Origin of the sequence: Neisseria sp. HMSC078H04 (assembly GCF_001838135.1) — a bacterium.
Lineage (GTDB): Bacteria > Pseudomonadota > Gammaproteobacteria > Burkholderiales > Neisseriaceae > Neisseria.
In genome coordinates this window covers 348,339-371,593 of the sequence record NZ_KV835849.1, presented here as the reverse complement: position 1 = coordinate 371,593, position 23,255 = coordinate 348,339, and the positions used below count along the sequence as shown (strand labels likewise).

Genomic DNA, 23,255 nt, shown 5'->3' with positions numbered 1-23,255 from the left:
AAGCCTTTTATTCCTCAGGTTTTATTTATCAAGCCTTATGCTTTTTCTTTCTGAAGTTTCTCTGCCATCATTTGATGCAGCGTTTTCTTAGCCGGTTTCATCGGAACACGGTTATCCGTCCAGCCCAGCTGTTTCCTTGGTGTCAATGCACGGAATTTAGAGGCTGTCCAACCGAATGCACGGTAAGCTTTACTGCCGCTGAAAATACCGTCAAACGTACGCCATGCCATTTGTTCGCCGAAAGTATGCGATGCACCTTGACCACGGATAGGATGTGGAACGGTTTCTGTTGGCGAACGTTGCGCTTCAACACGCAGACGTTGCATTTGTTCGGTAATCGGAATGCGTACTGGACAAACTTCAACACAGGCGCCACACATGGTACACGCAGTCGGCAGATCGCGTGTCGCATCCAAGCCCAACAAATGTGGAGAGATAATCTCACCAATCGGACCGGGATAAGTCGTACCGTAAGCCGCACCACCGATACGGGTATAAACCGGACAATGGTTCATACACGCACCGCAACGGATACATTGCAAGGTACGGCGCATTTGATCTTCTGCATAAGCTTGGCTACGGCCGTTATCAAGCAGTACCAAGTGCATTTCTTGAGGACCGTCCAGCTCTTCGCTACGGCGAGGACCGGTAATCATATTGAAATAAGTGGTAATGTTCTGACCAATGGCGGAGCGTGGCAACAGGCTGTACAAAGGCGGAACATCCGACAGCTTCGCAACCACTTTTTCAATACCGGTAACGGCAATATGCACAGGCGGTACAGTGGTACTCAAGCGGCCGTTGCCTTCGTTTTCGACCAGACACAAAGTGCCTGTTTCCGCAACGGCAAAGTTCACACCGCTCAAACCGACATCGGCAGTACTGTAAATATCGCGCAATGCTTTACGCGCAAATCCGGTCAGCTGGTCTACATCATCTGTTAATGGAGTGCCGAGGTTTTGATGGAAAAGCTCGCTAACCTGCTCTTTGGTCTTGTGAATGGCAGGCATCACGATATGGGTTGGTTTCTCACCGGCCATTTGAACGATAAACTCGCCCAAGTCGCTCTCAATCGCTTTAATGCCTTGATCTTGCAGATAATGGTTCAGCTCAATCTCTTCGCTGACCATAGATTTGCCTTTCACCATCAGCTTACCGTTTTTATCGGTAATGATGTTGTGAATGATTTGGCAGGCTTCGGCAGGTGTTTCCGCCCAGTGGACTTTAACGCCCAACTTGGTCAGGTTTTCTTCCAACTGTTCCAATAATGCAGGCAATTTGGACAACGAACGTTGACGGACATGCTCACACAAGTCACGCAGGCTTTGCAGCTCTTCTTCATCTGTCAAAACGGCTTTGCGCTTGGTCATCAGCATATCCATCGCTGTGCGCAAGCTTTTACGCAGAGGCTTGTCTTGCAAAGAAATCGCGGCGTTTTGCTTGAATGTTTCCGGCTTCATATGGAATTTAATGGTTTGGGAACTCATGCTTTTTCCTCCAAATCGGCAGGGGAAATGTGATCAGGCAGAACGGCCAAAACCACCAAATCGCGCGGGCCGTGTGCACCATAGGCCAAAGTCAATTGAATATCAGCAGTCTTAGACGGGCCGGAAATCAAAATAACGTTGGTAGGCATGCCTTTTTCTACCAATTTTTCGCCTTCAACAGCATTATGGAATTCGTTGTACATTTTGCTGGTGTCAAACAAGCAGAAATGCACAGGCGGAACCAAACTCAGGCTGCGCGGCTCGACAGGGCTGGACTCCAGCATAATCGTACCGGTACGGGCAATACCGCATTTAGAGCCGCTAAAACCAGCCTCAATATCGGTAAAGAATTCGTTTTTCCAGTCGTCAATTTTTCGCTCAAAACCACGAGGTTCAATATTGGTATCGGCCAAAGCTGCACGGGCCAGCTGACCATGTTCTGTTTCCAATGGGAGCAGAATGTTTTTCAAGCCTTTGCCTTCGGCTGCTTGACGGAATACTTGCGGCCAGTTGGATTTGGTAACCCAATAGATTTCAGTTTTGACGGCACGCATGGCAGCTGCCCAATGTTTCAAGCGTTCGACATCGTTTGCCCAAGAAACACCCATTTCACGGTAATAATCGAAAACCGGCGGTTCTTCCATCGGCAAGGCATCGGCTTTTTTCAATTTCGCTAAAATATTTTCGCGCGCGCTCATGCTTTACCTCCGGTACGTTCCAACAGGAAAGATGCAATATGTTTCGGACGTGGCATATTGGGTTCGTCTTTGGCAATTTTGCCACCGATATTCATCATGCAGCCGCAGTCCGCGCTGATGATTTCAGTTGCTCCTGTTTCTTTCAGTGCTGCAACTTTGTCGGTTACCATCGCGCCGGAAATATCAGCCTGTTTCACAGAGAATGTACCGCCAAAACCGCAGCATTCGCTTTCATGGTCGTGAACGATACGTTCAACATTTTCCATGCCGTCAATCAGCTGCCAGCCTGACAAATGGACATTCATCTCACGACGTGCCGCGCAGGAAGTATGGACAGCCACTTTAACCGGCTCGCCTTTATCTTCAGGTTTGTAACCAATCGCCAGCAGGAAGTGGGTAAATTCAATGATACGATTGGCGCAATCAATGGCTTTTTGTTCGTACTCGGTGCCTTTGAACAAAGTCGGCCAGTGGTGTTTCATCATACCGCCGCAAGAACCAGAAGGCACGACAATAGGCCAATTTTCAGGGAATAAATCCAGTTGCGCTTTGGCAACATCAAAGGCTTCTTTAGGATGACCTGACGAATAGGCCGGTTGACCGCAGCAGCTTTGCTCCATCGGATAATGGATACGGATGCCCTGTTGTTCGATTAAAGTGATGGCATCCATGCCTGCTTCCGGCATGAAAAGGTCGAGAACGCAAGTACCGAAGAAATAAGCATCGGTTGGCTTGCTGTCGAATACGGTGATTTGTGGTGGTTTGATTGCGCTCATTTTTTTGGAACGGGACAGCCCGTTTTCTTGTGTAAAAATAAGATGGGTACTTTAAGTAATTGCTTGTAATGGGTCAAGTCTAATTTTAAAAAATAATATTAAAAAAGCATGACAAACCAGACAGACACCTTTCCCTTATTAACTTGATAATCTACATAATAACCACTATCAATAAGAAAAATAATGGATTCATTTTTTAATAAATGAAACTCGTACATCCCCCCTCTATTTAAAACACAACAACTACCTCTTTATAGAATTTTGATTTACATCAGAAGTCATGAATTTAATCGCTATGACACGTTTTTAGACGAAACAAGCAATCCGCTATGCTGTAAATATGTTTCAGACGGCCATATTGGAATAAAAAGATATCTAAGATAATAAAAATAAAAGTTTTTCTCACAAGACTCAGGCCGTCTGAAAGATAACCTCCTCAAAAGGCTTCTTGCCATCCGCTCAACCCTACTTTTAATCAAAATCAAACACTTGAAAAAACCTCTTCCTTAACCTTGAAAACCCTATGCACACTCAAGCACTTCCAGTATCATTGAGACAGTTTCTTGACGCAAAATTACAGTCTTAGCCGCCCACAATCGGCATGGATTTGCAAAAGAAGTGAAACCAAGCTTCAAAACAATTTCACCTTAACTTCGGAGTAGGCATTATGTTGACCCAGACTCAACAGGTTGATTTGACCTTGCATCACCTTAAAGAACGCACCCTATCGATTTATACCCCCGAACAGCGTGCAAGCATTGAGGCATCTGAAGACTGGAAACAGTTTGACAGACGGCTTGAAGAACACTTTCCCAAACTGATGCACGAGCTGGACAACGTTTACAACAACAACGAAGCCGTCCTCCCCATGCTGGAACAACTGATTGCCCAAGCATGGCAAAGCTATTCCCAACGCAACGCATCTTTAAAAGATATTGATATCACGCGCGAAAACGATCCTGACTGGATTTTGTCCAACAAACAGGTTGGCGGCGTGTGCTACGTCGATTTGTTCGCAGGCGATCTGCAAGGTTTGAAAGCCCAAATCCCTTATTTCCAAGAATTGGGTCTGACCTATCTGCACCTGATGCCCCTGTTTAAATGTCCCGAAGGCAAAAGCGACGGCGGCTATGCAGTCAGCAGCTACCGCGATGTCAATCCAGCTTTGGGCACAATAGACGACTTGCGCGATGTCATTGCCGCACTGCACGAAGCAGGCATTTCCGCCGTTGTCGATTTCATCTTCAACCACACTTCCAATGAACACGAATGGGCAAAACGCTGCGCCGCCGGTGATCCGCTCTACGACAATTTCTACTACATTTTTCCTGACCGTTGGACGCCCGACCAATACGACCGCACCCTGCGCGAAATCTTCCCCGACCAACACCCGGGCGGCTTTTCCCAACTGGAAGACGGACGCTGGGTATGGACGACGTTCAATTCCTTCCAATGGGACTTAAATTACAGCAATCCTTGGGTGTTCCGCGCTATGGCAGGAGAAATGATGTTCCTTGCCAACTTGGGCGTTGATATTCTGCGCATGGACGCCGTTGCCTTTATTTGGAAACAAATGGGCACAAGCTGCGAAAACCTGCCTCAGGCACACGCTCTGATTCGTGCGCTTAACTCCGTCATGCGTATTGCCGCCCCGGCCGTGTTCTTCAAATCCGAAGCCATTGTCCACCCCGACCAAGTTGTCCAATACATCAGCCAAGATGAATGCCAAATCGGCTACAACCCATTGCAAATGGCATTGTTGTGGAACACGCTTGCCACGCGCGAAGTCAACCTGCTCCATCAAGCACTGACCTACCGCCACAACCTGCCCGACCACACTGCATGGGTTAACTACGTCCGCAGCCATGACGACATCGGCTGGACATTTGCCGATGAGGACGCATGGCAGTTCGGCATCCACGGCTACGACCACCGACAATTCCTCAACCGCTTCTTCGTCAACCATTTTGACGGCAGCTTCGCGCGCGGCGTCCCCTTCCAATACAACCCAAGCACTGGCGACTGCCGTGTCAGCGGTACAGCCGCAGCATTGGTTGGTTTGGCTCAAAATGACCCGTACGCCGTTGACCGCATCAAACTTTTGTACAGCATCGCTCTGAGTACCGGCGGTCTGCCGCTGATTTACTTGGGCGATGAAGTGGGTACGCTCAATGATGACGACTGGTCGCAAGACAGCAATAAGAGCGACGACAGCCGCTGGGCACACCGTCCTCGTTATAATGAGGAGTTGTACAAGCAACGCCATGACAGCTCGACCACTGCCGGTCAAATCTTCCAAGGTTTGCGCCATATGATTGCCATCCGCCAAAGCAATCCGCGCTTTAATGGCGGCAGATTGGTCACCTTCAACACCAACAACAAACACATCATCGGCTATATGCGCAACAACGCGCTTTTGGCATTCGGCAACTTCAGCGAACATCCGCAAACCATCAGTGCGCATACGCTGCAGGCCATGCCGTTTAAAGCACATGATTTAATCAGCGGCCAAACCGTTTCTCTGAATCAGGATTTGGTACTGCAACCCTATCAAGTCATGTGGCTTGAAATTGCATAAGCTGAATTTTTTATACATCATTGAAGGCCGCCTGAACAAATCAGCGTTCAGACGGCCTTTTAAGAAATAAGATGTATTTTGTATTTTGGGCAGTTTCGCTTAGAATGCATGCTTTAATACCAGATGACACACTGAAAATCAGGAGTAAAAATCCATGTTGAAAAAATTCGTACTCGGCACCATCGCTGCAGTAGTTTTGGCTGCTTGCGGCGGCGAAGGCAGCAACTCAGCTTCTTCCGCACCGGCCCAATCCGGCGCGGCCTCCGGCTCACTGATTGAGCGTATCAACAACAAAGGTACCATCACTGTCGGTACGGAAGGTACTTATGCACCCTTCACCTACCACGATAAAGACGGCAAATTGACCGGCTACGATGTCGAAGTAACCCGTGCAGTCGCCGACAAACTAGGCGTAAAAGTCGAATTTAAAGAAACACAATGGGACTCTATGATGGCAGGTTTGAAAGCCGGCCGTTTCGACGTGGTTGCCAACCAAGTCGGCCTGACCAGCCCTGAGCGTCAAGCAACTTTTGACAAATCCGAACCTTACAGCTGGAGCGGTGCCGTATTGGTTGCCCGTAAAGACAGCAACATCAAATCCATCGACGACATCAAAGGCGTCAAAACCGCACAATCCCTGACCAGTAACTATGGCGAAAAAGCCAAAGCAGCAGGAGCTGAACTCGTACCGGTAGATGGTTTGGCACAATCTCTGACCCTGATTGAACAAAAACGTGCCGATGCAACCCTGAACGACGAATTGGCGGTATTGGACTATCTGAAGAAAAATCCGAATGCCGGTGTAAAAATCGTTTGGTCTGCCCCGGCTGACGAAAAAGTCGGCTCCGGCTTGATTGTCAATAAAGGCAATGATGAAGCATTGGCTAAATTCAGCACAGCCATGACTGAACTGAAAGCCGACGGCACGCTGAAAAAACTGGGCGAACAATTCTTCGGAAAAGACATCAGTGTTAAATAATTTCCTTGCCTCTCTGCCGTTTATGACGGAAACACGCGCTGATATGCTCATCAGCGCGTTTTGGCCCATGGTTAAAGCCGGCTTCGCAGTGTCTTTGCCTTTGGCGATCGCTTCTTTCGTTATCGGCATGATTATTGCCGTAGCCGTTGCTTTGGTGAGAATCATGCCTTCCGGCGGCATTTTCCAAAAATGCTTGCTGAAGCTGGTGGAATTTTATATTTCCGTCATTCGCGGTACGCCGCTTTTGGTGCAGTTGGTCATCGTATTCTATGGTTTGCCTTCCGTCGGCATCTATATCGACCCGATTCCTGCCGCCATCATCGGCTTTTCGCTCAATGTCGGTGCATACGCTTCCGAAACCATACGCGCGGCAATTTTGTCCGTACCTAAAGGCCAATGGGAAGCAGGTTTCTCCATCGGTATGACCTATATGCAGACTTTCCGTCGCATTGTCGCACCGCAGGCATTCCGCGTTGCCGTACCGCCTTTGAGCAACGAGTTTATCGGCCTGTTCAAAAACACCTCGCTTGCCGCAGTGGTAACGGTAACCGAGCTTTTCCGTGTTGCCCAAGAGACAGCAAACCGTACTTATGACTTTTTGCCCGTTTATATCGAAGCCGCATTAGTTTATTGGTGTTTCTGCAAAGTGCTGTTTTTGATTCAGACGCGTTTGGAAAAACGTTTTGACCGTTATGTCGCCAAATAAGGAGTTGTCATGATTAAAATCCGCAATATCCATAAGACCTTTGGCGAAAATACCATTTTGCGCGGCATCGATTTGGATGTCGGCAAAGGACAAGTGGTCGTTATCCTAGGACCTTCCGGCTCAGGCAAAACCACGTTTTTACGCTGTTTAAACGCTTTGGAAATGCCAGAACAAGGTCAAATCGAGTTTGACAATGCGCAGCCGTTAAGCATCGATTTTTCCAAAAAACCAAGCAAACACGATATTTTGGCACTGCGCCGCAAGTCCGGCATGGTGTTCCAACAATACAACCTTTTTCCGCATAAAACTGCGTTGGAAAACGTTATGGAAGGGCCGGTTGCCGTACAAGGCAAGCCTGTCGCCAAAGCGCGTGAAGAGGCTGTCAAATTGCTTAAAAAAGTCGGTTTGGGCGATAAGATTGACCTCTACCCCTACCAGCTTTCCGGCGGTCAACAGCAACGCGTCGGCATTGCCCGAGCATTGGCGATTCAGCCTGAACTGATGCTGTTTGACGAACCGACTTCCGCGCTTGACCCTGAATTAGTGCAAGATGTTTTGGATACCATGAAGGAATTGGCACAAGAAGGCTGGACCATGGTTGTCGTTACGCATGAAATCAAATTCGCCTTAGAAGTGGCAACTACCGTTGTCGTGATGGACGGCGGCGTTATTGTCGAACAAGGCAGCCCGCAAGATTTGTTCAATCATCCCAAACATGAGCGGACACAAAAATTCCTGCGCCAAATCCGTGCGGACAATGCCGATCTTCAAATTTAATTGAAACAGCAGACAATTTGAAAGCATTTCCGACTGTCATTTCATAAAGGCCGTCTGAATAAGTGAAATAGAAATCGTTGATTTCGTTTTCATACTTGTTCAGACGGCCTTTTATATATCTTTTCAGGTAAAATAACGCCTTTCGTTTTACACCCCCTTGCCTGCCATCATGATAGAAATCAAAAAACTCACCCTGCAACGCGGTTTGAAAGTCCTGCTCGATAAAGCCGATGCCGTAATCAACCCCGGCCAACGCGTTGGTTTAATCGGTAAAAACGGTACGGGAAAATCCAGCCTGTTTGCGCTGATAAAAGGTGAAATCACACAAGATGGCGGCGAAATCCTGATTCCCAAAACATGGCGCCTGGCTTCCGTCTCTCAAGAAACGCCCGATTTAGATATTTCCGCTTTAGACTACGTTTTGCAAGGCGATGCCGAATTGCAGGCTTTTCAGACGGCCTTGGCCCAAGCAGAAGCGCAAAACGATGGCATGAAGCAGGCCGAATATCACGCCAAACTCGAAGAAATCGATGCCTATACCGCTCCGGCACGCGCGGCGAAATTGTTGAGCGGCTTGGGTTTTGCACAAGAAGAACATACCCATCCCGTCAAATCTTTTTCCGGCGGCTGGCGTATGCGCCTCAACCTTGCCCAAGCTTTGATTTGTCGTGCCGATTTGCTGCTCTTGGATGAACCGACCAACCACTTGGATTTAGAAACCGTGTTGTGGCTGGAAAACCATCTCGCCTCCCTGCCCTGTACGCAAATCATCATATCCCATGACCGCGACTTCTTGAATGCCACTACAACGCAAACCATCGAGCTGTCGCAACAAAAACTGACCCAATACGGCGGCAATTACGATTTCTATCAAGCCGAACGCGCCCAACGTCTGGCGCAACAACAAGCCGCTTACGTCAAACAGCAGGCACAAATCAAACATCTGCAATCCTTTATCGACCGTTTCAAAGCCAAAGCCACAAAGGCCGTACAAGCTCAGAGCCGCATGAAGGCATTAGCCAAGCTCGAACGCATCGCTCCTGCGCATTTGGATAGCGAGTTTTCCTTTGAGTTTGCCAATCCGACCCACCTGCCCAATCCATTATTGAAACTCGACCATGCCGACTTAGGTTATGGCGACAATACCGTTTTGCACGACATTACCCTGTCTTTGGAAAGCGGCGCACGCTACGGCCTGTTGGGCGTTAACGGTAGCGGTAAATCCACATTTATCAAAGCCTTGGCAGGAAAAATCGATTTACTTTCCGGCAGCATCGTCCGCTCTGAAAAGCTCAATATCGGCTATTTTGCCCAGCACCAACTGGATACCTTACGCGCCGACCAAAGTCCGGTTTGGCATATCCAGCAGCTTTCGCCCGAAGTCCGCGAACAGGAAATCCGCAACTTTTTAGGTGGTTTCAACTTTGTCGGCGATATGGCGGTTCAAAAGACCGAGCCGTTCTCCGGCGGAGAAAAAGCGCGGCTTGCCCTTGCCATGATTATCTGGCAAAAGCCTAATCTGCTGCTGCTTGACGAACCGACCAACCACCTAGACTTGGATATGCGCCACGCCCTGACACTTGCCCTGCAAAGTTTCCAAGGCGCATTGATTGTCGTTTCGCATGACCGCAGCCTGCTTGAAGCGACTACCGATAGCTTCCTATTGATTGATAAAGGCCGTCTGAATAACTTCGACGGCGATTTGAACGACTACCGTCAATGGCGATTGGCACAAGAAAACGCCGCAGCAGCCCCCGCCGCTTCTGCACAAAGCCAAAGCCGTAAGGATACAAAGCGCATAGAAGCACAAATCCGTCAGGAAAAAGCCAAACGCAGCAAACCGATTCAGCAGAAAATCGACAAAGCCGAAAAAGAAATCGCACGATTGACTGATATTCAGACGGCCTGTGAAGCATTTTTGGCACAAGAATCTGCTTATTCAGAAGAAAATAAACCCAAATTGCAAGAGACACTCGCACAATTAACAGAAACTAAAGTAAAATTAACGCAACTGGAAGAAAACTGGCTGCAATGGCAGGAAGAGCTTGAGCAAATCCAAGTTGATGTCGAAGCCGAGTTTTCCCAATAAAAATAGAGCCATCAGGCCGTCTGAAATAAAACACAATACGGAAAAACATGACCTCAACTATCAAACAAGCCGGATACTTCCTCGTATCCTCTTTTGTCTTGGGCATTTCTCTTCATGCAGCCGCCGCAGTTTATTCCTGCGGCAACGGCAGCTATACTTCCGAACCCAAATCCTCCTGCGCACAGGCCGAATTGCCTAAAATCAGCGGCCATCAAGGCAGTGGTTACCACCTCAACATCCGCAGCCTCAATGCCTCTGATGAACGCTCAAGTGCAAAGTCTAAGAAAAAGGCACGCGCGGGAAAATCCGATAAACAAGAGAAAAAAGCCGACAAACCGAGTAAAAACAAAAACGGTGCAAAAGCTAAAAAACAGCAGCCTATGCCGTCTGAACAAGAATAAAATGCTCAACTGCAACGAATCAGCCCTACCTGAATCATGAAAAAATATCTGCTTACCCTATCCCTGCTGCTTGCTGTTTTCAACAGCCAAGCCGACGCCGCAAAAATCTATACCTGTGAAGTCAACGGCTCAATTGTCTATACCTCGCGCCCAAGCGGCAACTGCCAAGCCGTCAACGATTTGCCGATTGTCGGCAAATACAGCAGCAGCCGATACGACGCCCCGGTCAGCGATGCGCCTACACTCAACGCGCCGACATCACAAACAGCTCCGGCAAAAAGCAAAAACACAGCGGCAAAATCCAACCACAAAGTAACGCCCAAACCTGCCCCTGTCCGCACCGCTTCTGAAACAGCTCCTCCTCCGGTTCCCAAATCCTCCGGTGTCAACAGCCGCCGTTCTATTTTGGAAACCGAGTTATCCAATGAACGCGCGGCTTTGGCCGATGCCAAAAAGCAACTAAGCCAAGCGCGGACAGCCAAAGGCGGCAGCGTCAATCAACAGGCCATCAGTACGTTGCAAGGCGCGGTTTTGGATAGGGAGAAAAACATTCAAGCTCTCCAGCGCGAACTGGGCAGAATGTAAGTCCAAATCAATCAAAACATCAGGCCGTCTGAACAGGTGGAAACGAAATCCAAAATTTTCGTTACGCCAAGCAGACGGCCTGAATCCTATAATGATTACGCCCGTTTCAATTTCTCGCGTCTAGTAAATACGGTATAATTTGCCCTTTACGCACATTACCTCCAGTCTTTTCAGACGGCCTTTATCTCATGACTGCAAAATCTTCTAAAACCCAAACAAAAAAACGCGTCTCAACCAAACCGGCAGCCAAACCGACCACACGCAAATCCACCAAAGCACAAACTCAAGCCGACAATAAAGTCTCCCAACGCCTGAAAGCCGCCAAAGAGCTGCAAAAAAACGAAGAAAAAAAAGCGCGTCCCGAGCATGTCGTCAACTTGATTAATGATGCTTTATGGCTGTTTGGCTTGGTTATCACCATTTATCTGGCCATTTCCCTGGCCAGCTTCAGCATGGACGACCCTGCATGGTCGCGCAGCGTTCCCAAAAGCAATGATGTTGCCAACCTCGGCGGCCTCTTTGGCTCCTATCTTTCCGATGTCGGATATTATCTGTTCGGCTTATCGTTTTGGTGGTGGATAGCTGCCTCTTGCGTTTTCCTCTACAAAAATTTCCGCCCCATGAAAAAGCAGGAAAACCATAAGCCCTACAATCACGGCGTAGCTGCTTTGGCATTGTTTCTCCTGCTGGTGTGCAGCCCGATTATCGAACATTTCCTGTTTGACAACGCATTGAGCGAATCCCTTCCCGTTGGCGCCGGCGGCTTGGTCGGCTTGTTGGCCGGTTCAGGCTTGGCTTGGCTGTTGGGTAAGTCGGGCAGTCTGTTGATTATGCTCGTGATGTTGCTGTTGTCCATTTCCCTGTTGGCTCAGGTGTCATGGTTGGAAGTCATGGCCAAATCCGGCAGCCATATGGGCGGCCTGTTTGGCAGCCTGATGAAAAAACTGTCTCAATTCCAAAATAAAAAAGAAGATGTCTGCACCGAAGCTTTGGAAACCCAAAATACGCGCCGCATGGTTAAAGAAGCCAAAACCATTACCGCTACTCCGGTTGCTCCGTTGGCAGGCAGCAGCAGCAACCGTAAAACTGTTGCCGTGTCCGTTGCGCCACCCCCTAAAATCCAAACTTCCCTGTTTGACGATACAGAACCTAAAAACAACGGCGAATATCACAAACCCAACATGAACCTGTTGCGTATGCCGTCTGAAGAACCGGTTGCCGTCAATCCGGATGAATTGCAACAGACCGCAGAATTGATCGAAGCCAAGCTGGCTGAATTTGGCATCGGCGTACAAGTTGTTTCCGCCACTTCCGGTCCCGTGATTACCCGCTACGAAATCGAACCGGCACAAGGTGTCAAAGGCAGCCAAATTGTCGCCTTGTCCAAAGATTTGGCGCGCTCGATGTCTCTGCAAGCGGTACGCATCGTCGAAACCATTGCCGGTAAAAACACTATGGGCATTGAATTGCCCAATGAGAAACGCCAAGACGTGATGTTGAGCGAAATCCTCTCTTCATCCGTATTTACCGATGCCAAGTCCAAACTGACTGTTGCTTTGGGTAAAGATATTGCAGGTACGCCCGTTGTCGGCGACTTGGCAAAAATGCCGCATCTTTTAGTCGCAGGTATGACCGGCTCAGGTAAATCCGTCGGTGTGAACGGCATGATTATGTCCATGCTCTTCAAAGCCACTCCTGACGAAGTCCGCTTCATTATGATTGACCCGAAAATGCTGGAATTGAGTATTTACGACGGCATTCCGCACCTGCTCTGCCCGGTTGTGACCGATATGCGCGAGGCCGGACAAGCGTTGAACTGGTGTGTTGCCGAAATGGAAAAACGTTATCGTCTGCTTTCCCATGCCGGCGTGCGTAATTTGGACGGCTTCAACCAAAAAGTCGAACAAGCCAAAGCAGCAGGTAAGCCATTACTCAATCCGTTCAGCTTAAATCCTGACGATCCTGAGCCTCTGGAAAAACTGCCGTTGATTGTGGTCGTCATTGACGAATTAGCAGACTTGATGATGACCGAACGTAAATCCGTTGAGCAGCAAATCGCACGCCTTGCCCAAAAAGCGCGTGCGGCAGGCATTCACATGATTGTCGCCACCCAACGCCCAAGCGTTGATGTGGTTACCGGCCTGATTAAAGCTAACATTCCGACACGTATGGCCTTTACCGTACAAAGCAAAATCGACAGCCGCACTATTCTTGACCAAATGGGTGCAGACGAATTGCTCAAATATGGCGACTCATTATTCCTGCAACCGGGCAGCGCAGAACCGACACGCCTGCAAGGTGCGTTTGTTTCCGATGATGAAGTGCATCAGGTCGTCAATTTCGTCAAAGAACAGGCTCCGACCAATTATGTTGAAGGTCTGCTCAGTGGCGAAGCGGCCATCGAGACCACCAATATTGTCAATCCGAACGCAAACAGCGATGAGTTATTTGATCAAGCCGTTGCCTTCGTATTGGAGAGTCGCAAGACTTCCATTTCCGCCCTCCAACGCCAACTGCGCATCGGCTACAACCGTGCCGCCAATTTAATAGATGCGCTTGAAAATGCCGGTGTTCTCTCTCCGGCAGACATCAACGGCAGCCGACGGATTCTGGCTCAAAAAGACCAGCTGTAAAAAACAACAATATCGAAACGCAAAGGCCATCTGAAAAGAATTTCCTACTTTTCAGACGGCCTTTTTATGTTATTCGTGAAACATTGTGTTATACTAAGCAGCTAAATTTTGACCTTATGCATATTCCCGAAATCCTTCGGGGGATTAAGCAGAAGGATAACCGTTTAACACAACAAATTTAAGGGCTTACGATGAGCGTAACTGTTGAAACTTTAGAAAATCTGGAACGCAAAGTAGTATTGTCTCTGCCTTGGTCCAAAATCAACGCAGAAACTGAGAAAAAACTGAAACAAACCCAACGCCGCGCCAAAATTGACGGCTTCCGTCCGGGTAAAGCACCGTTCAAAATGATTGCCCAAATGTACGGTGCAAGCGCACAAAACGACGTTATCAACGAATTGGTACAACGCGAATTCTACGATGTTGCCGTTGCCCAAGAATTGAAAGTTGCCGGTTACCCACGCTTTGAAGGCGTTGAAGAACAAGACGATCAAGAGTCTTTCAAAGTTGCCGCTATTTTTGAAGTTTTCCCTGAAGTAACTATTGGTGACCTGTCTGCCCAAGAAGTAGAAAAAGTTACTGCGACTGTTGGCGATGCCGAAGTTGACCAAACTGTAGAAATCCTGCGTAAACAACGCACCCGCTTCAACCATGTTGACCGCGAAGCCCAAAACGGCGATCGCGTCATCATTGACTTTGAAGGCAAAATCGACGGCCAGCCTTTTGCTGGTGGCGCATCTAAAAACTACGCTTTCGTATTGGGCGCAGGTCAAATGCTGCCTGAATTCGAAGCTGGTGTTGTCGGCATGAAAGCCGGTGAAAGCAAAGATGTTACCGTAAACTTCCCTGAAGACTACCACGGTAAAGATGTTGCCGGTAAATCTGCCGTATTCACCATCACTCTGAACAACGTTTCTGAAGCTACTTTGCCTGAAGTTGACGCTGACTTCGCTAAAGCTCTGGGTATTGAAGACGGCGACGTTGCCAAAATGCGCGAAGAAGTGAAGAAAAACGTTGGTCGCGAAGTTGAGCGCCGCATCGGTGAACAAACCAAAGAATCTGTAATGAACGCCCTGCTCAAAGCAGCCGATTTGCAAGTTCCTGTTGCTTTGGTCAACGAAGAAGCCGCCCGCTTGGCAAACGAAATGAAACAAAACTTCGTTAACCAAGGTATGGCTGACGCTGCAAACTTGGATCTGCCTTTGGATATGTTCAAAGAACAAGCAGAACGCCGCGTTTCTTTGGGTCTGATTCTGGCTAAATTGGTTGAAGAAAACAAACTTGAGCCAACTGAAGACCAAATCAAAGCCGTTGTTGCCAACTTCGCTGAAAGCTACGAAGATCCTCAAGAAGTTATCGACTGGTACTACGCAGAGCCTTCCCGCCTGCAAGGCCCGACTTCATTGGCAGTAGAAAGCAACGTTGTTGATTTCGTTCTGAGCAAAGCTAAAGTAACTGAAAAAGCGCTGTCTTTTGACGAAGTAATGGGCGCACAAGCTTAATTGCTCCAAGGCCGTCTGAAACAGACGATCAAAAGCACCGAAGCGCTTTAAATGGCTTTGGTGCTTTTCCATCATTAATAGGAGACAAAAATGTCCTTCGATTTCAATAATTACCTTGTCCCTACCGTTATCGAACAAAGCGGTCGCGGCGAGCGCGCATTCGACATCTACTCACGCCTTTTGAAAGAGCGCATCGTTTTCTTGATCGGCCCGGTGACAGACGAATCTGCCAATCTGGTTGTTGCGCAATTACTGTTCTTGGAAAGCGAAAACCCTGATAAAGATATCTTCTTCTATATCAACTCTCCGGGCGGTTCGGTTACTGCCGGTATGTCGATTTACGACACCATGAACTTCATCAAGCCTCATGTTTCTACCTTATGCTTGGGTCAAGCGGCAAGTATGGGCGCATTCCTGTTGTCCGCAGGCGAAAAAGGCAAACGCTTTGCCCTGCCAAACAGCCGTATCATGATTCACCAACCGCTTATCAGCGGCGGCTTGGCGGGCCAAGCTTCCGATATTGAAATTCACGCTAAAGAGCTGCTGAAAATCAAAGAGAAACTGAACCGCTTACTCGCCAAACATTGTGATCGCGATTTGGCCGACTTGGAACGCGATACCGACCGCGATAATTATATGTCTGCCGATGAAGCTAAAGAATATGGTTTGATTGACCAAGTTTTGGAAAACCGTGCCTCTCTGCAAGCCTAATCTTTATAGTTTTTAAATTAAAAGGCCGTCTGAAAAGTATATATTCAGACGGCCTTTCTTCAATCTTACTTCGTGTTTTCTTTGTTATTCACTTGAACCGGATACAACAAAATCAAAGGATTAGCTTTCACTTGACTCCAGAAGCTCTTCAGCAGATTACGCATACTGCCCAAACGCGTACCGCGAGAACGGAGTGCAACAGCCAAAGCCAAAGAAAAGCTGACCACTAAATTTACCATGCCGATTGCCAATACACTTGCCAAGCCAAGCATAAAAGTGAATATATCTGTATAGCCACTAATCGCAGCATAACCCAAATTTGCCGAAGAGAACGCCACATGGCGAATATCCAGCGGCAAGCCGAAAAGATGGCCGAAATAGCCTGTCATGCCTAAAAGCATACCGAAAATAAAATTACCCATAAGCGAACCATAATGCTTATGAATATAAGCAGCCAACCGGCGGCGCGGCTGTGGACGCATGATTTTTCGTAACAACGGATTAAACGGCAGGCGCTGACGCAGGTTCAGATAATCAGAACGGTTGTCAAAGAAGCCGGCAATAATCCCCGAGCAAAACAGCCATACACCGGCAATAGCGGCATACCATAAGGTCGGCTGGGTAAAAATCTCAATAGATTTAAGCTGGTAGGCTGTAACGGCCTCATTTAGCAAGGGCTGACCATGCGTATGGGCATAGTCAAAAGCAATCCCTGCCGCCAACAATACCGCAATCGATACATTGCCAAACACGGCAACACTTTGCGAACGGCATACGTCAATCAGCAGTTTAGCCAATTTATTGTCCACCGCTTTGCTGCCTTCATTCGAGTCCACCTGTTCGGCAAAGCTCGCCGCCGTCATAGCAGGCTGTTTGGTTGCAACAGTGCAATGCAGCATATGAATCAGCATAAAGCCCAAACCATAATTGAGCCCGGCCAAAAATGAAGTAGTAAATTCGCCGAACCCCAAAGACGCAATATGGATTTTATTCAATGCCATCAAAGCAATAATTACGCCACCGCCCGCTGCGGAATAAAACATTTTGAAATATTCGCTACGGTTGCGCGTAATGTAATGCTCACCATGATGGCTTTTGTTTTCCGTAATACTGCGCGCCAGCATTCGGATACTGCTTTTACGCAAGTGGCTGGTGCTGTATTGCTCTACCGCCGCGTAAATCATCGCATTCATCAGGTTGATGGTTAAGCGGGTACGGCTGCCGGTTTCGATTTGAATATTGGTCAACAGTTTCAGGCGGTCTATGGTTTGTTGCAAGCGTTCGAGCAAATGGGCAACTTTTACTGACGAACCAGACCCTGCTCCGGTACCACGACGGCGCAAATAGTCAATTTGATTTTCACACTGGTCAAACATAACCTCCAAATGCGCCGTGTCATAAGTTTCTTCGCTATGGCGATAGTGTTCTACCAATTTTGCAATTTCACGTTGCAAAGCGACAAATGCCGAATCCGCTTCCAACAAACGGGGAGCAATCCGTATTAAATCCGGCTCAATCGCTTCGGAAGCAATCCAAATAGACAGCATTTCCACCGCTCGCAAACGGGCATCTGCCAACTGTCGGCTGGCCGTCTGAAGCAAAGCAGGATCAGCTTTGCTCTGCAACAATTCATACATGCTCAACCATTGGCGCAAACTCAGGGTTTGCAACCATTTATCATCGTTTTTCGAATGAAAAAGATATAAAAATACTTCGCGCAGATTGGAAAAATCTTTATAAGACGGGCTGAAACGTTCATAAATCCGTATGCCCATCTCCCGAGTAAAACTATGGCGCGAGAAAATACCCAGCTTAATCAGCGCAGGATAGATGTGAACTTTGGACAGCCAGGCATAGAAGCGCAGGCTGAATTGACGACATAGAGCATCGTCTTGTTTTAAAGTAGATAAAATCAAATCAAAACGTTCGGAAGCCTGTTTTTTGCCTCCTCGGCGCAAAAATTTGATTAATGCATTGAGAATAAGAACAAAGTCGGTATCATTTAAGCGCTCCGACAAAATAATGTGAAGATTTTGATTAGTCAGTTTTTGCATTGTAGTATTATTACATAAGATGAGATATTTAGCAAGAACTTCAGCAAACAGGTCGGATTATATCGCATTCTTTATCAATCCACGGCACAAGATTTTCAATTAATATTCTCTAAAATTCAATGAATAATCAAATTACATAACAAATATATGATGTGAATCAATAACTAAGAAAGGCCGTCTGAATTCTTTCAGACGGCCTTTTACAACAACATACTACATTGTTTTAAACTTATGCAAACAAGAGCTTACCACCCTCTTCTTTAACATGGATTGTGCTATCAGGTGCATATTTTCCTTCAAGTAATGCTTTTGCCAGCGTATTTTCGATTTCTGACTGGATGGCGCGTTTGAGCGGACGGGCACCATACACAGGATCAAAACCGGCTTCAGCAATCAGATCCAAGGCAGCATCATCGACTTTCAGATGCAGATGTTGCGCTTCCAAACGTTTTTCCAAACCTTTAAGCTGGATTTTCGCAATGCTGCGGATATTGGCCTGATCCAAACCGTGGAACACGACGACTTCGTCAATACGGTTAATCATTTCAGGACGGAAATGTTCTTTCACATCCTCCATCACAACTTCTTTCACCGCTTCATAGTCTTGAGTACCCATTTGTTGGATATGTTGGCTACCGATGTTGGAAGTCATGACGATAACAGTATTTTTAAAGTCTACGGTACGGCCTTGTCCGTCGGTCAAGCGACCGTCATCCAATACTTGCAGCAAGATGTTGAATACGTCAGGATGGGCTTTTTCCACTTCATCCAAAAGAATCACGCTGTACGGTTTGCGGCGGACTTGTTCAGTCAGGTAACCGCCCTCTTCGTAGCCAACATAGCCGGGAGGCGCACCGATTAAGCGGGCAACAGCATGTTTTTCCATGTATTCGGACATATCGATACGAATCAGATGATCTTCGCTGTCAAACAGGAAGCCTGCCAAAGCTTTGCACAACTCGGTTTTACCCACACCGGTCGGGCCTAAGAACAAGAAGCTGCCATAAGGTTTATTCGGATCGGCCAAACCGGAACGGCTGCGGCGGATAGCGTCAGACACGGCACGCACGGCTTCATCTTGGCCGACCACACGGCGGTGCAATACTTCTTCCATCTTCAACAGCTTGTCGCGTTCGCCTTCCATCATTTTGGACACAGGGATGCCGGTCATACGCGATACGATTTCGGCCACTTCGTCCGCACCAACTTCGGTACGGAAGAGTTTGTTTTGTTTTTTGCCGTCGGGATTACTTTCCGCAGCTTGCAACTGTGCGCCCAATTTCGGCAACTCACCGTATTCGAGTTCGGACGCACGGGCAAAATCGCCTTGACGTTTGGCCTGCTCGATTTTGACCTTGATGTCGTCCATCTGTTTTTTGATGTCGGCGGTGCTGGAAGAGGCGGCTTTTTCTGCTTTCCAGATTTCGTCCAAATCGGCGTATTCTTTTTGCAGGCCGTCGATTTCCTCATCTATCAGTTCCAAACGTTTTTTGCTGGCATCGTCGCTCTCTTTGGCAACGTGCATTTTTTCCATTTTGAGCTGAATGATGCGGCGGTCGAGTTTATCCATCTGCTCGGGTTTGCTGTCCAGCTCCATTTTGATACGACTGGCGGCTTCGTCAATCAAATCAATCGCTTTGTCGGGCAGGAAGCGGTCGGTAATGTAGCGATCGCTCAATTCTGCGGCAGCAACGATGGCGGGGTCGGTGATGTCGATGCCGTGGTGAATTTCATAACGCTCCTGCAAACCGCGTAAAATGGCGATGGTGTCTTCTACACTTGGCTCTCCAACCAATACTTTTTGGAAGCGGCGTTCGAGTGCTGCGTCTTTTTCGATGTACTGGCGGTATTCGTCCAAGGTGGTCGCGCCGATGCAGTGCAGTTCGCCGCGTGCCAAAGCCGGTTTCAACATATTACCCGCATCCATTGCGCCGTCGGTTTTGCCTGCACCAACCAAAGTATGGATTTCATCGATGAAAATCAAAGTGTTGCCATCATCTTTAGCCAAGTCGTTCAAAACGCCTTTCAAGCGTTCTTCAAATTCGCCGCGGTATTTCGCGCCGGCAATCAAAGCCGCCAAGTCCAGAACCAAAAGGCGTTTGTTACGCAGGGATTCAGGTACTTCGCCGTTGACAATACGTTGCGCCAAGCCTTCAACAATAGCGGTTTTACCCACACCCGGCTCACCAATCAGCACAGGGTTGTTTTTAGTACGGCGTTGCAATACTTGAATCGCACGACGAATTTCATCATCACGACCGATAACAGGGTCGAGCTTACCGTCACGGGCGCGTTGAGTCAGGTCGAGTGTGTATTTTTTCAAAGCATCGCGTTGGTCTTCGGCATTCGCATCGTTCACGTTTTGTCCTCCTCGTACCGCATCGATCGCGGCATTGATATTTTGTTCGGTCGCACCGGCCTCTTTCAAAATTTTACCGGTCGCATCATTCTGCTGAACCAAAGCCAGCAAGAAAAGTTCGCTGGCGATATAGGCATCGCCGCGTTTGGTTGCAGCCTTGTCCATCAAGTTCAATACAGCTTGCAGCTCACGGCTAGGCATAATATCACCACCTTGTCCGGATACTTTTGGCAAGCTGCTCAAATGTTGCTGCAAACGTTGTTTTACTTGAGGCACATTCACACCTGCATGAGCCAGTAACGCAGCAGCACCACTATTTTGATCGTCAAGCAACGCTTTTAAGATAAAGCCGGCCTCAAGGTAGCTGCTGTCCGCAGCCAAAGCCAAACTTTGACCTTCTTGCAGAGCTTGCTGAAATTTGGCAGTCAATTTATCAAATCTCATTTTAAGTTCCTCTTCAAATATATTCTGTTAGAGCCTATATAAGCGCAAATGTGGATAACTCAATAGCTATTTACTCCATTAACCAAAAATTTTTATTACCTTATTGTTTTATAAAGTTTTATTTTTATAATTTTATGTGTATAACTTTATTATCCAGTTACCCTTTACTCAAAAGGCCGTCTGAAAAATCAAGAATAATCAGGTATAATCGGCACCATATTTATTTTCAGACGGCCTTTGTGCCGAAGGATACTTTCATGAGCAAAAAACGAGTTTTAACAGGCGTTACCACAACAGGTATTCCACACTTGGGCAACTATGTCGGTGCCATCCGCCCGGCTATCCGCGCAGCACAAGATTCCAATACCGAATCATTCCTCTTTTTGGCCGACTATCACGGCATCATCAAATGTCATGAGCCAGAAATGATTCATCAATCCACTCAAGCTGTTGCCGCCACATGGCTCGCCTGCGGACTCAACCCTGAACAGACCACTTTCTACCGTCAAAGCGATATTCCCGAAGTAATGGAGTTGAACTGGATTCTGACCTGTATCACCGCAAAAGGCCTGATGAACCGCGCCCACGCTTATAAAGCCGCAGTACAGGCAAATACCGAAAACGGTCAGGAAGATCTGGATCATGGCGTGGAAATGGGCCTGTACAGCTACCCTATCCTCATGACTGCCGACATTCTTATGTTCAATGCCCATGAAGTACCAGTCGGTCGCGACCAAATCCAACACGTTGAAATGGCACGCGATATTGCCGGCCGCTTCAACCACCGCTTCCAAGAGCTCTTCATCCTGCCAGAAGTGAAAATCGACGAAAACGTCGAACTCTTGGTCGGCTTGGACGGACGCAAAATGTCCAAGTCCTACGGCAACACCATTCCGCTTTGGGAAAACGACAAGAAAACCCAAAAATCGGTTAACAAAATCATCACCAATATGAAAGAACCCGGCGAGCCGAAACAGCCTGATGAAAGCCCTCTGTTTGAAATCTACAAAGCCTTCTCCACGCCGTCTGAAACTGCTGAGTTCACGCAAATGCTGGCCGAAGGCCTTGCTTGGGGTGAGGCTAAGAAACTCTTGGGTGCAAAAATCAATGCCGAACTCGCAGAACCCCGCGAGCGTTACAATGAATTGACAGCCAAACCATCTCAAATTGAAGACATTTTGCAGGCCGGTGCACAAAAAGCGCGTAAAGAAGCACGCGAATTGTTGGATAAAGTACGCGATGCAGTAGGTATTCGTCCGTTGAAATAATAATAGTAAGGCCGTCTGAATATTTCAGACGGCCATAATATCGTTTATCATTTGAAATATAATCGTTTTCTAGGGTTTCTCATATGAAAAAAACCTTCCCCCTTATCTTGCTCAGCCTTTCATTGGCTGCCTGCGGCGGTAAATCTGAAGATACTGCCGCCAATGATGCTGCTTCAGGCAAAGCGCCCAAGCCTACCTTCAAAGTTAAATATATCGATGAACAAGCCATAGCCGGTTTGGATTTAGGTACAGCTCAAGACGGCGAAACGAAAGAAGGTAAGAAGCAACGCACCTATCCGATTAACGGCATAGAGGGCGGTGTTATCAATCTGATTGGTAAGCACCCTACCGACTTAGAAGTCATCAGCGGCCAATGCATGGAAAAAAATGAAAAAGGCGTTTCAGCCGGCTGGTCAGCCAACGGAGTTTGCCACACTGCCTTTGCAAAAATGGTGGACAATATTGCCCAAGATGGCGGCAAACTGACCGACTATCTGATTTCACACGCTGCTTTGCAACCTTATACTGAAGGAAAAAGCGGTTATGCCGCTGTACAAAACGGCCGCTATATTTTAGAAATTGATAGCGAAGGCATGTTCTATTTCCGTCGCCGTCATTACTAAACCCCAGACCATCCTATTTCCCCCTGACACAAGGACTGAATCATGGCTCAAGTTACTTTCCAAGGCTCCCCTATTTCTACAAACGGCAATTTGCCTGCCATCGGCCAAGTTGCACCTGATTTCACATTGGTAGCAGCAGACCTATCTGAGAAATCATTGGCTGACTTTGCAGGCAAACGCAAAGTGCTGAATATTTTCCCCAGCATCGACACCGACATATGCGCCCAGTCCGTCCGCACTTTCAACAAACGTGCCTCTTCTTTGAATAATACCGTTGTTTTGTGCATTTCTGCCGATTTACCGTTTGCACAAGCCCGTTTCTGCGGTGCAGAAGGTTTGGAAAATGTAGTGACACTTTCTACATTCCGCAGCAGCTTTTCTAACGATTACGGTGTTACACTGACAGAAAGCCCATTACGCGGCCTAACTGCCCGTGCAGTGGTGGTTTTGAATGAGCAAAACCAAGTTCTCCACGCTGAGCTGGTATCTGAAATTGCAAACGAGCCTGACTACGAAGCTGCTTTGGCTGTTTTGTAATTGACTCAATAAAATCAGGCCGTCTGAAACTTTTCAGACGGCCTTTAG

At 47.7% G+C, this 23,255-nt stretch carries 18 protein-coding genes; 13 read left to right on the top strand and 5 right to left on the bottom strand.

Translation table 11 applies throughout. From position 1 onward, the window contains the following. Positions 1-35 precede the first annotated feature (35 nt). From HMPREF2560_RS07495 to HMPREF2560_RS07485, 3 genes are read right to left on the bottom strand one after another with little or no spacing between them, the layout of a single operon-like run. Positions 36-1,487: a LutB/LldF family L-lactate oxidation iron-sulfur protein gene (locus tag HMPREF2560_RS07495; RefSeq protein ID WP_070608326.1), complete on the bottom strand. Its 1,452-nt coding sequence runs from the start codon at positions 1,485-1,487 to the stop codon at positions 36-38. Then, entirely contained in the window at positions 1,484-2,185 is a 702-nt protein-coding gene (locus tag HMPREF2560_RS07490; protein ID WP_003679224.1) for a LutC/YkgG family protein, read from the bottom strand. The genes HMPREF2560_RS07495 and HMPREF2560_RS07490 overlap by 4 nt, the downstream gene beginning before the upstream one ends. Continuing rightward, the gene (locus HMPREF2560_RS07485; RefSeq protein WP_049323225.1) at positions 2,182-2,961 is read right to left on the bottom strand and encodes a (Fe-S)-binding protein; all 780 of its coding nucleotides are present in this window, start codon (positions 2,959-2,961) and stop codon (positions 2,182-2,184) included. Before HMPREF2560_RS07485 ends, HMPREF2560_RS07490 begins: the two co-directional genes overlap by 4 nt. Positions 2,962-3,628: 667 nt before the next feature. Here HMPREF2560_RS07485 and HMPREF2560_RS07480 point away from each other — a divergent pair. From HMPREF2560_RS07480 to clpP, 10 genes are all read left to right on the top strand, one after another. After that, on the top strand, positions 3,629-5,539 hold the full coding sequence (locus HMPREF2560_RS07480) for an alpha-amylase family protein (protein WP_070734817.1): 1,911 nt from the start codon (positions 3,629-3,631) through the stop codon (positions 5,537-5,539). A 154-nt stretch (positions 5,540-5,693) separates the two neighbouring features. After that, entirely contained in the window at positions 5,694-6,518 is an 825-nt protein-coding gene (locus HMPREF2560_RS07475) for an amino acid ABC transporter substrate-binding protein (protein ID WP_036490794.1), read from the top strand. Beyond that, positions 6,508-7,224, top strand: a complete 717-nt coding sequence (locus HMPREF2560_RS07470) for an amino acid ABC transporter permease (protein ID WP_083306189.1) — start codon at positions 6,508-6,510, stop codon at positions 7,222-7,224. The genes HMPREF2560_RS07475 and HMPREF2560_RS07470 overlap by 11 nt, the downstream gene beginning before the upstream one ends. A gap of 9 nt (positions 7,225-7,233) precedes the next feature. After that, complete coding sequence (locus HMPREF2560_RS07465) at positions 7,234-8,001, top strand: amino acid ABC transporter ATP-binding protein (protein ID WP_004520600.1); 768 nt, start codon at positions 7,234-7,236, stop codon at positions 7,999-8,001. A 169-nt stretch (positions 8,002-8,170) separates the two neighbouring features. Then, entirely contained in the window at positions 8,171-10,090 is a 1,920-nt protein-coding gene (locus HMPREF2560_RS07460) for an ATP-binding cassette domain-containing protein (protein ID WP_070608325.1), read from the top strand. A 47-nt stretch (positions 10,091-10,137) separates the two neighbouring features. Further along, positions 10,138-10,491, top strand: coding sequence for a nucleolar protein (locus HMPREF2560_RS07455; protein WP_070608324.1), 354 nt, complete (start codon positions 10,138-10,140; stop codon positions 10,489-10,491). A gap of 36 nt (positions 10,492-10,527) precedes the next feature. Further along, complete coding sequence (locus HMPREF2560_RS07450) at positions 10,528-11,076, top strand: hypothetical protein (protein WP_070608323.1); 549 nt, start codon at positions 10,528-10,530, stop codon at positions 11,074-11,076. A gap of 188 nt (positions 11,077-11,264) precedes the next feature. Beyond that, complete coding sequence (locus HMPREF2560_RS07445) at positions 11,265-13,709, top strand: DNA translocase FtsK (protein WP_070608322.1); 2,445 nt, start codon at positions 11,265-11,267, stop codon at positions 13,707-13,709. Positions 13,710-13,900: 191 nt separating this feature from the next. Then, a complete protein-coding gene (tig, locus tag HMPREF2560_RS07440; RefSeq protein WP_070608321.1) occupies positions 13,901-15,211 on the top strand; it encodes a trigger factor in 1,311 nt (436 codons plus the stop codon). 90 nt (positions 15,212-15,301) lie between these two features. After that, complete coding sequence (clpP, locus tag HMPREF2560_RS07435; RefSeq protein WP_003683589.1) at positions 15,302-15,922, top strand: ATP-dependent Clp endopeptidase proteolytic subunit ClpP; 621 nt, start codon at positions 15,302-15,304, stop codon at positions 15,920-15,922. Positions 15,923-15,987: 65 nt separating this feature from the next. Here the strand turns inward: clpP and HMPREF2560_RS07430 are convergent, their stop codons facing one another. Beyond that, on the bottom strand, positions 15,988-17,976 hold the full coding sequence (locus tag HMPREF2560_RS07430; protein WP_070608320.1) for a site-specific recombinase: 1,989 nt from the start codon (positions 17,974-17,976) through the stop codon (positions 15,988-15,990). A 229-nt stretch (positions 17,977-18,205) separates the two neighbouring features. Further along, positions 18,206-20,779: an ATP-dependent chaperone ClpB gene (clpB, locus tag HMPREF2560_RS07425; RefSeq protein ID WP_070608319.1), complete on the bottom strand. Its 2,574-nt coding sequence runs from the start codon at positions 20,777-20,779 to the stop codon at positions 18,206-18,208. A gap of 257 nt (positions 20,780-21,036) precedes the next feature. Between clpB and trpS the strand changes: the two genes are divergently transcribed. From trpS to tpx, 3 genes are all read left to right on the top strand, one after another. Continuing rightward, entirely contained in the window at positions 21,037-22,047 is a 1,011-nt protein-coding gene (trpS, locus tag HMPREF2560_RS07420; RefSeq protein WP_070608318.1) for a tryptophan--tRNA ligase, read from the top strand. Between the two features lie 83 nt (positions 22,048-22,130). Beyond that, on the top strand, positions 22,131-22,670 hold the full coding sequence (locus tag HMPREF2560_RS07415) for a hypothetical protein (RefSeq protein ID WP_070608317.1): 540 nt from the start codon (positions 22,131-22,133) through the stop codon (positions 22,668-22,670). A gap of 42 nt (positions 22,671-22,712) precedes the next feature. Then, the gene (tpx, locus tag HMPREF2560_RS07410) at positions 22,713-23,207 is read left to right on the top strand and encodes a thiol peroxidase (RefSeq protein ID WP_070608316.1); all 495 of its coding nucleotides are present in this window, start codon (positions 22,713-22,715) and stop codon (positions 23,205-23,207) included. Positions 23,208-23,255 lie beyond the last annotated feature (48 nt).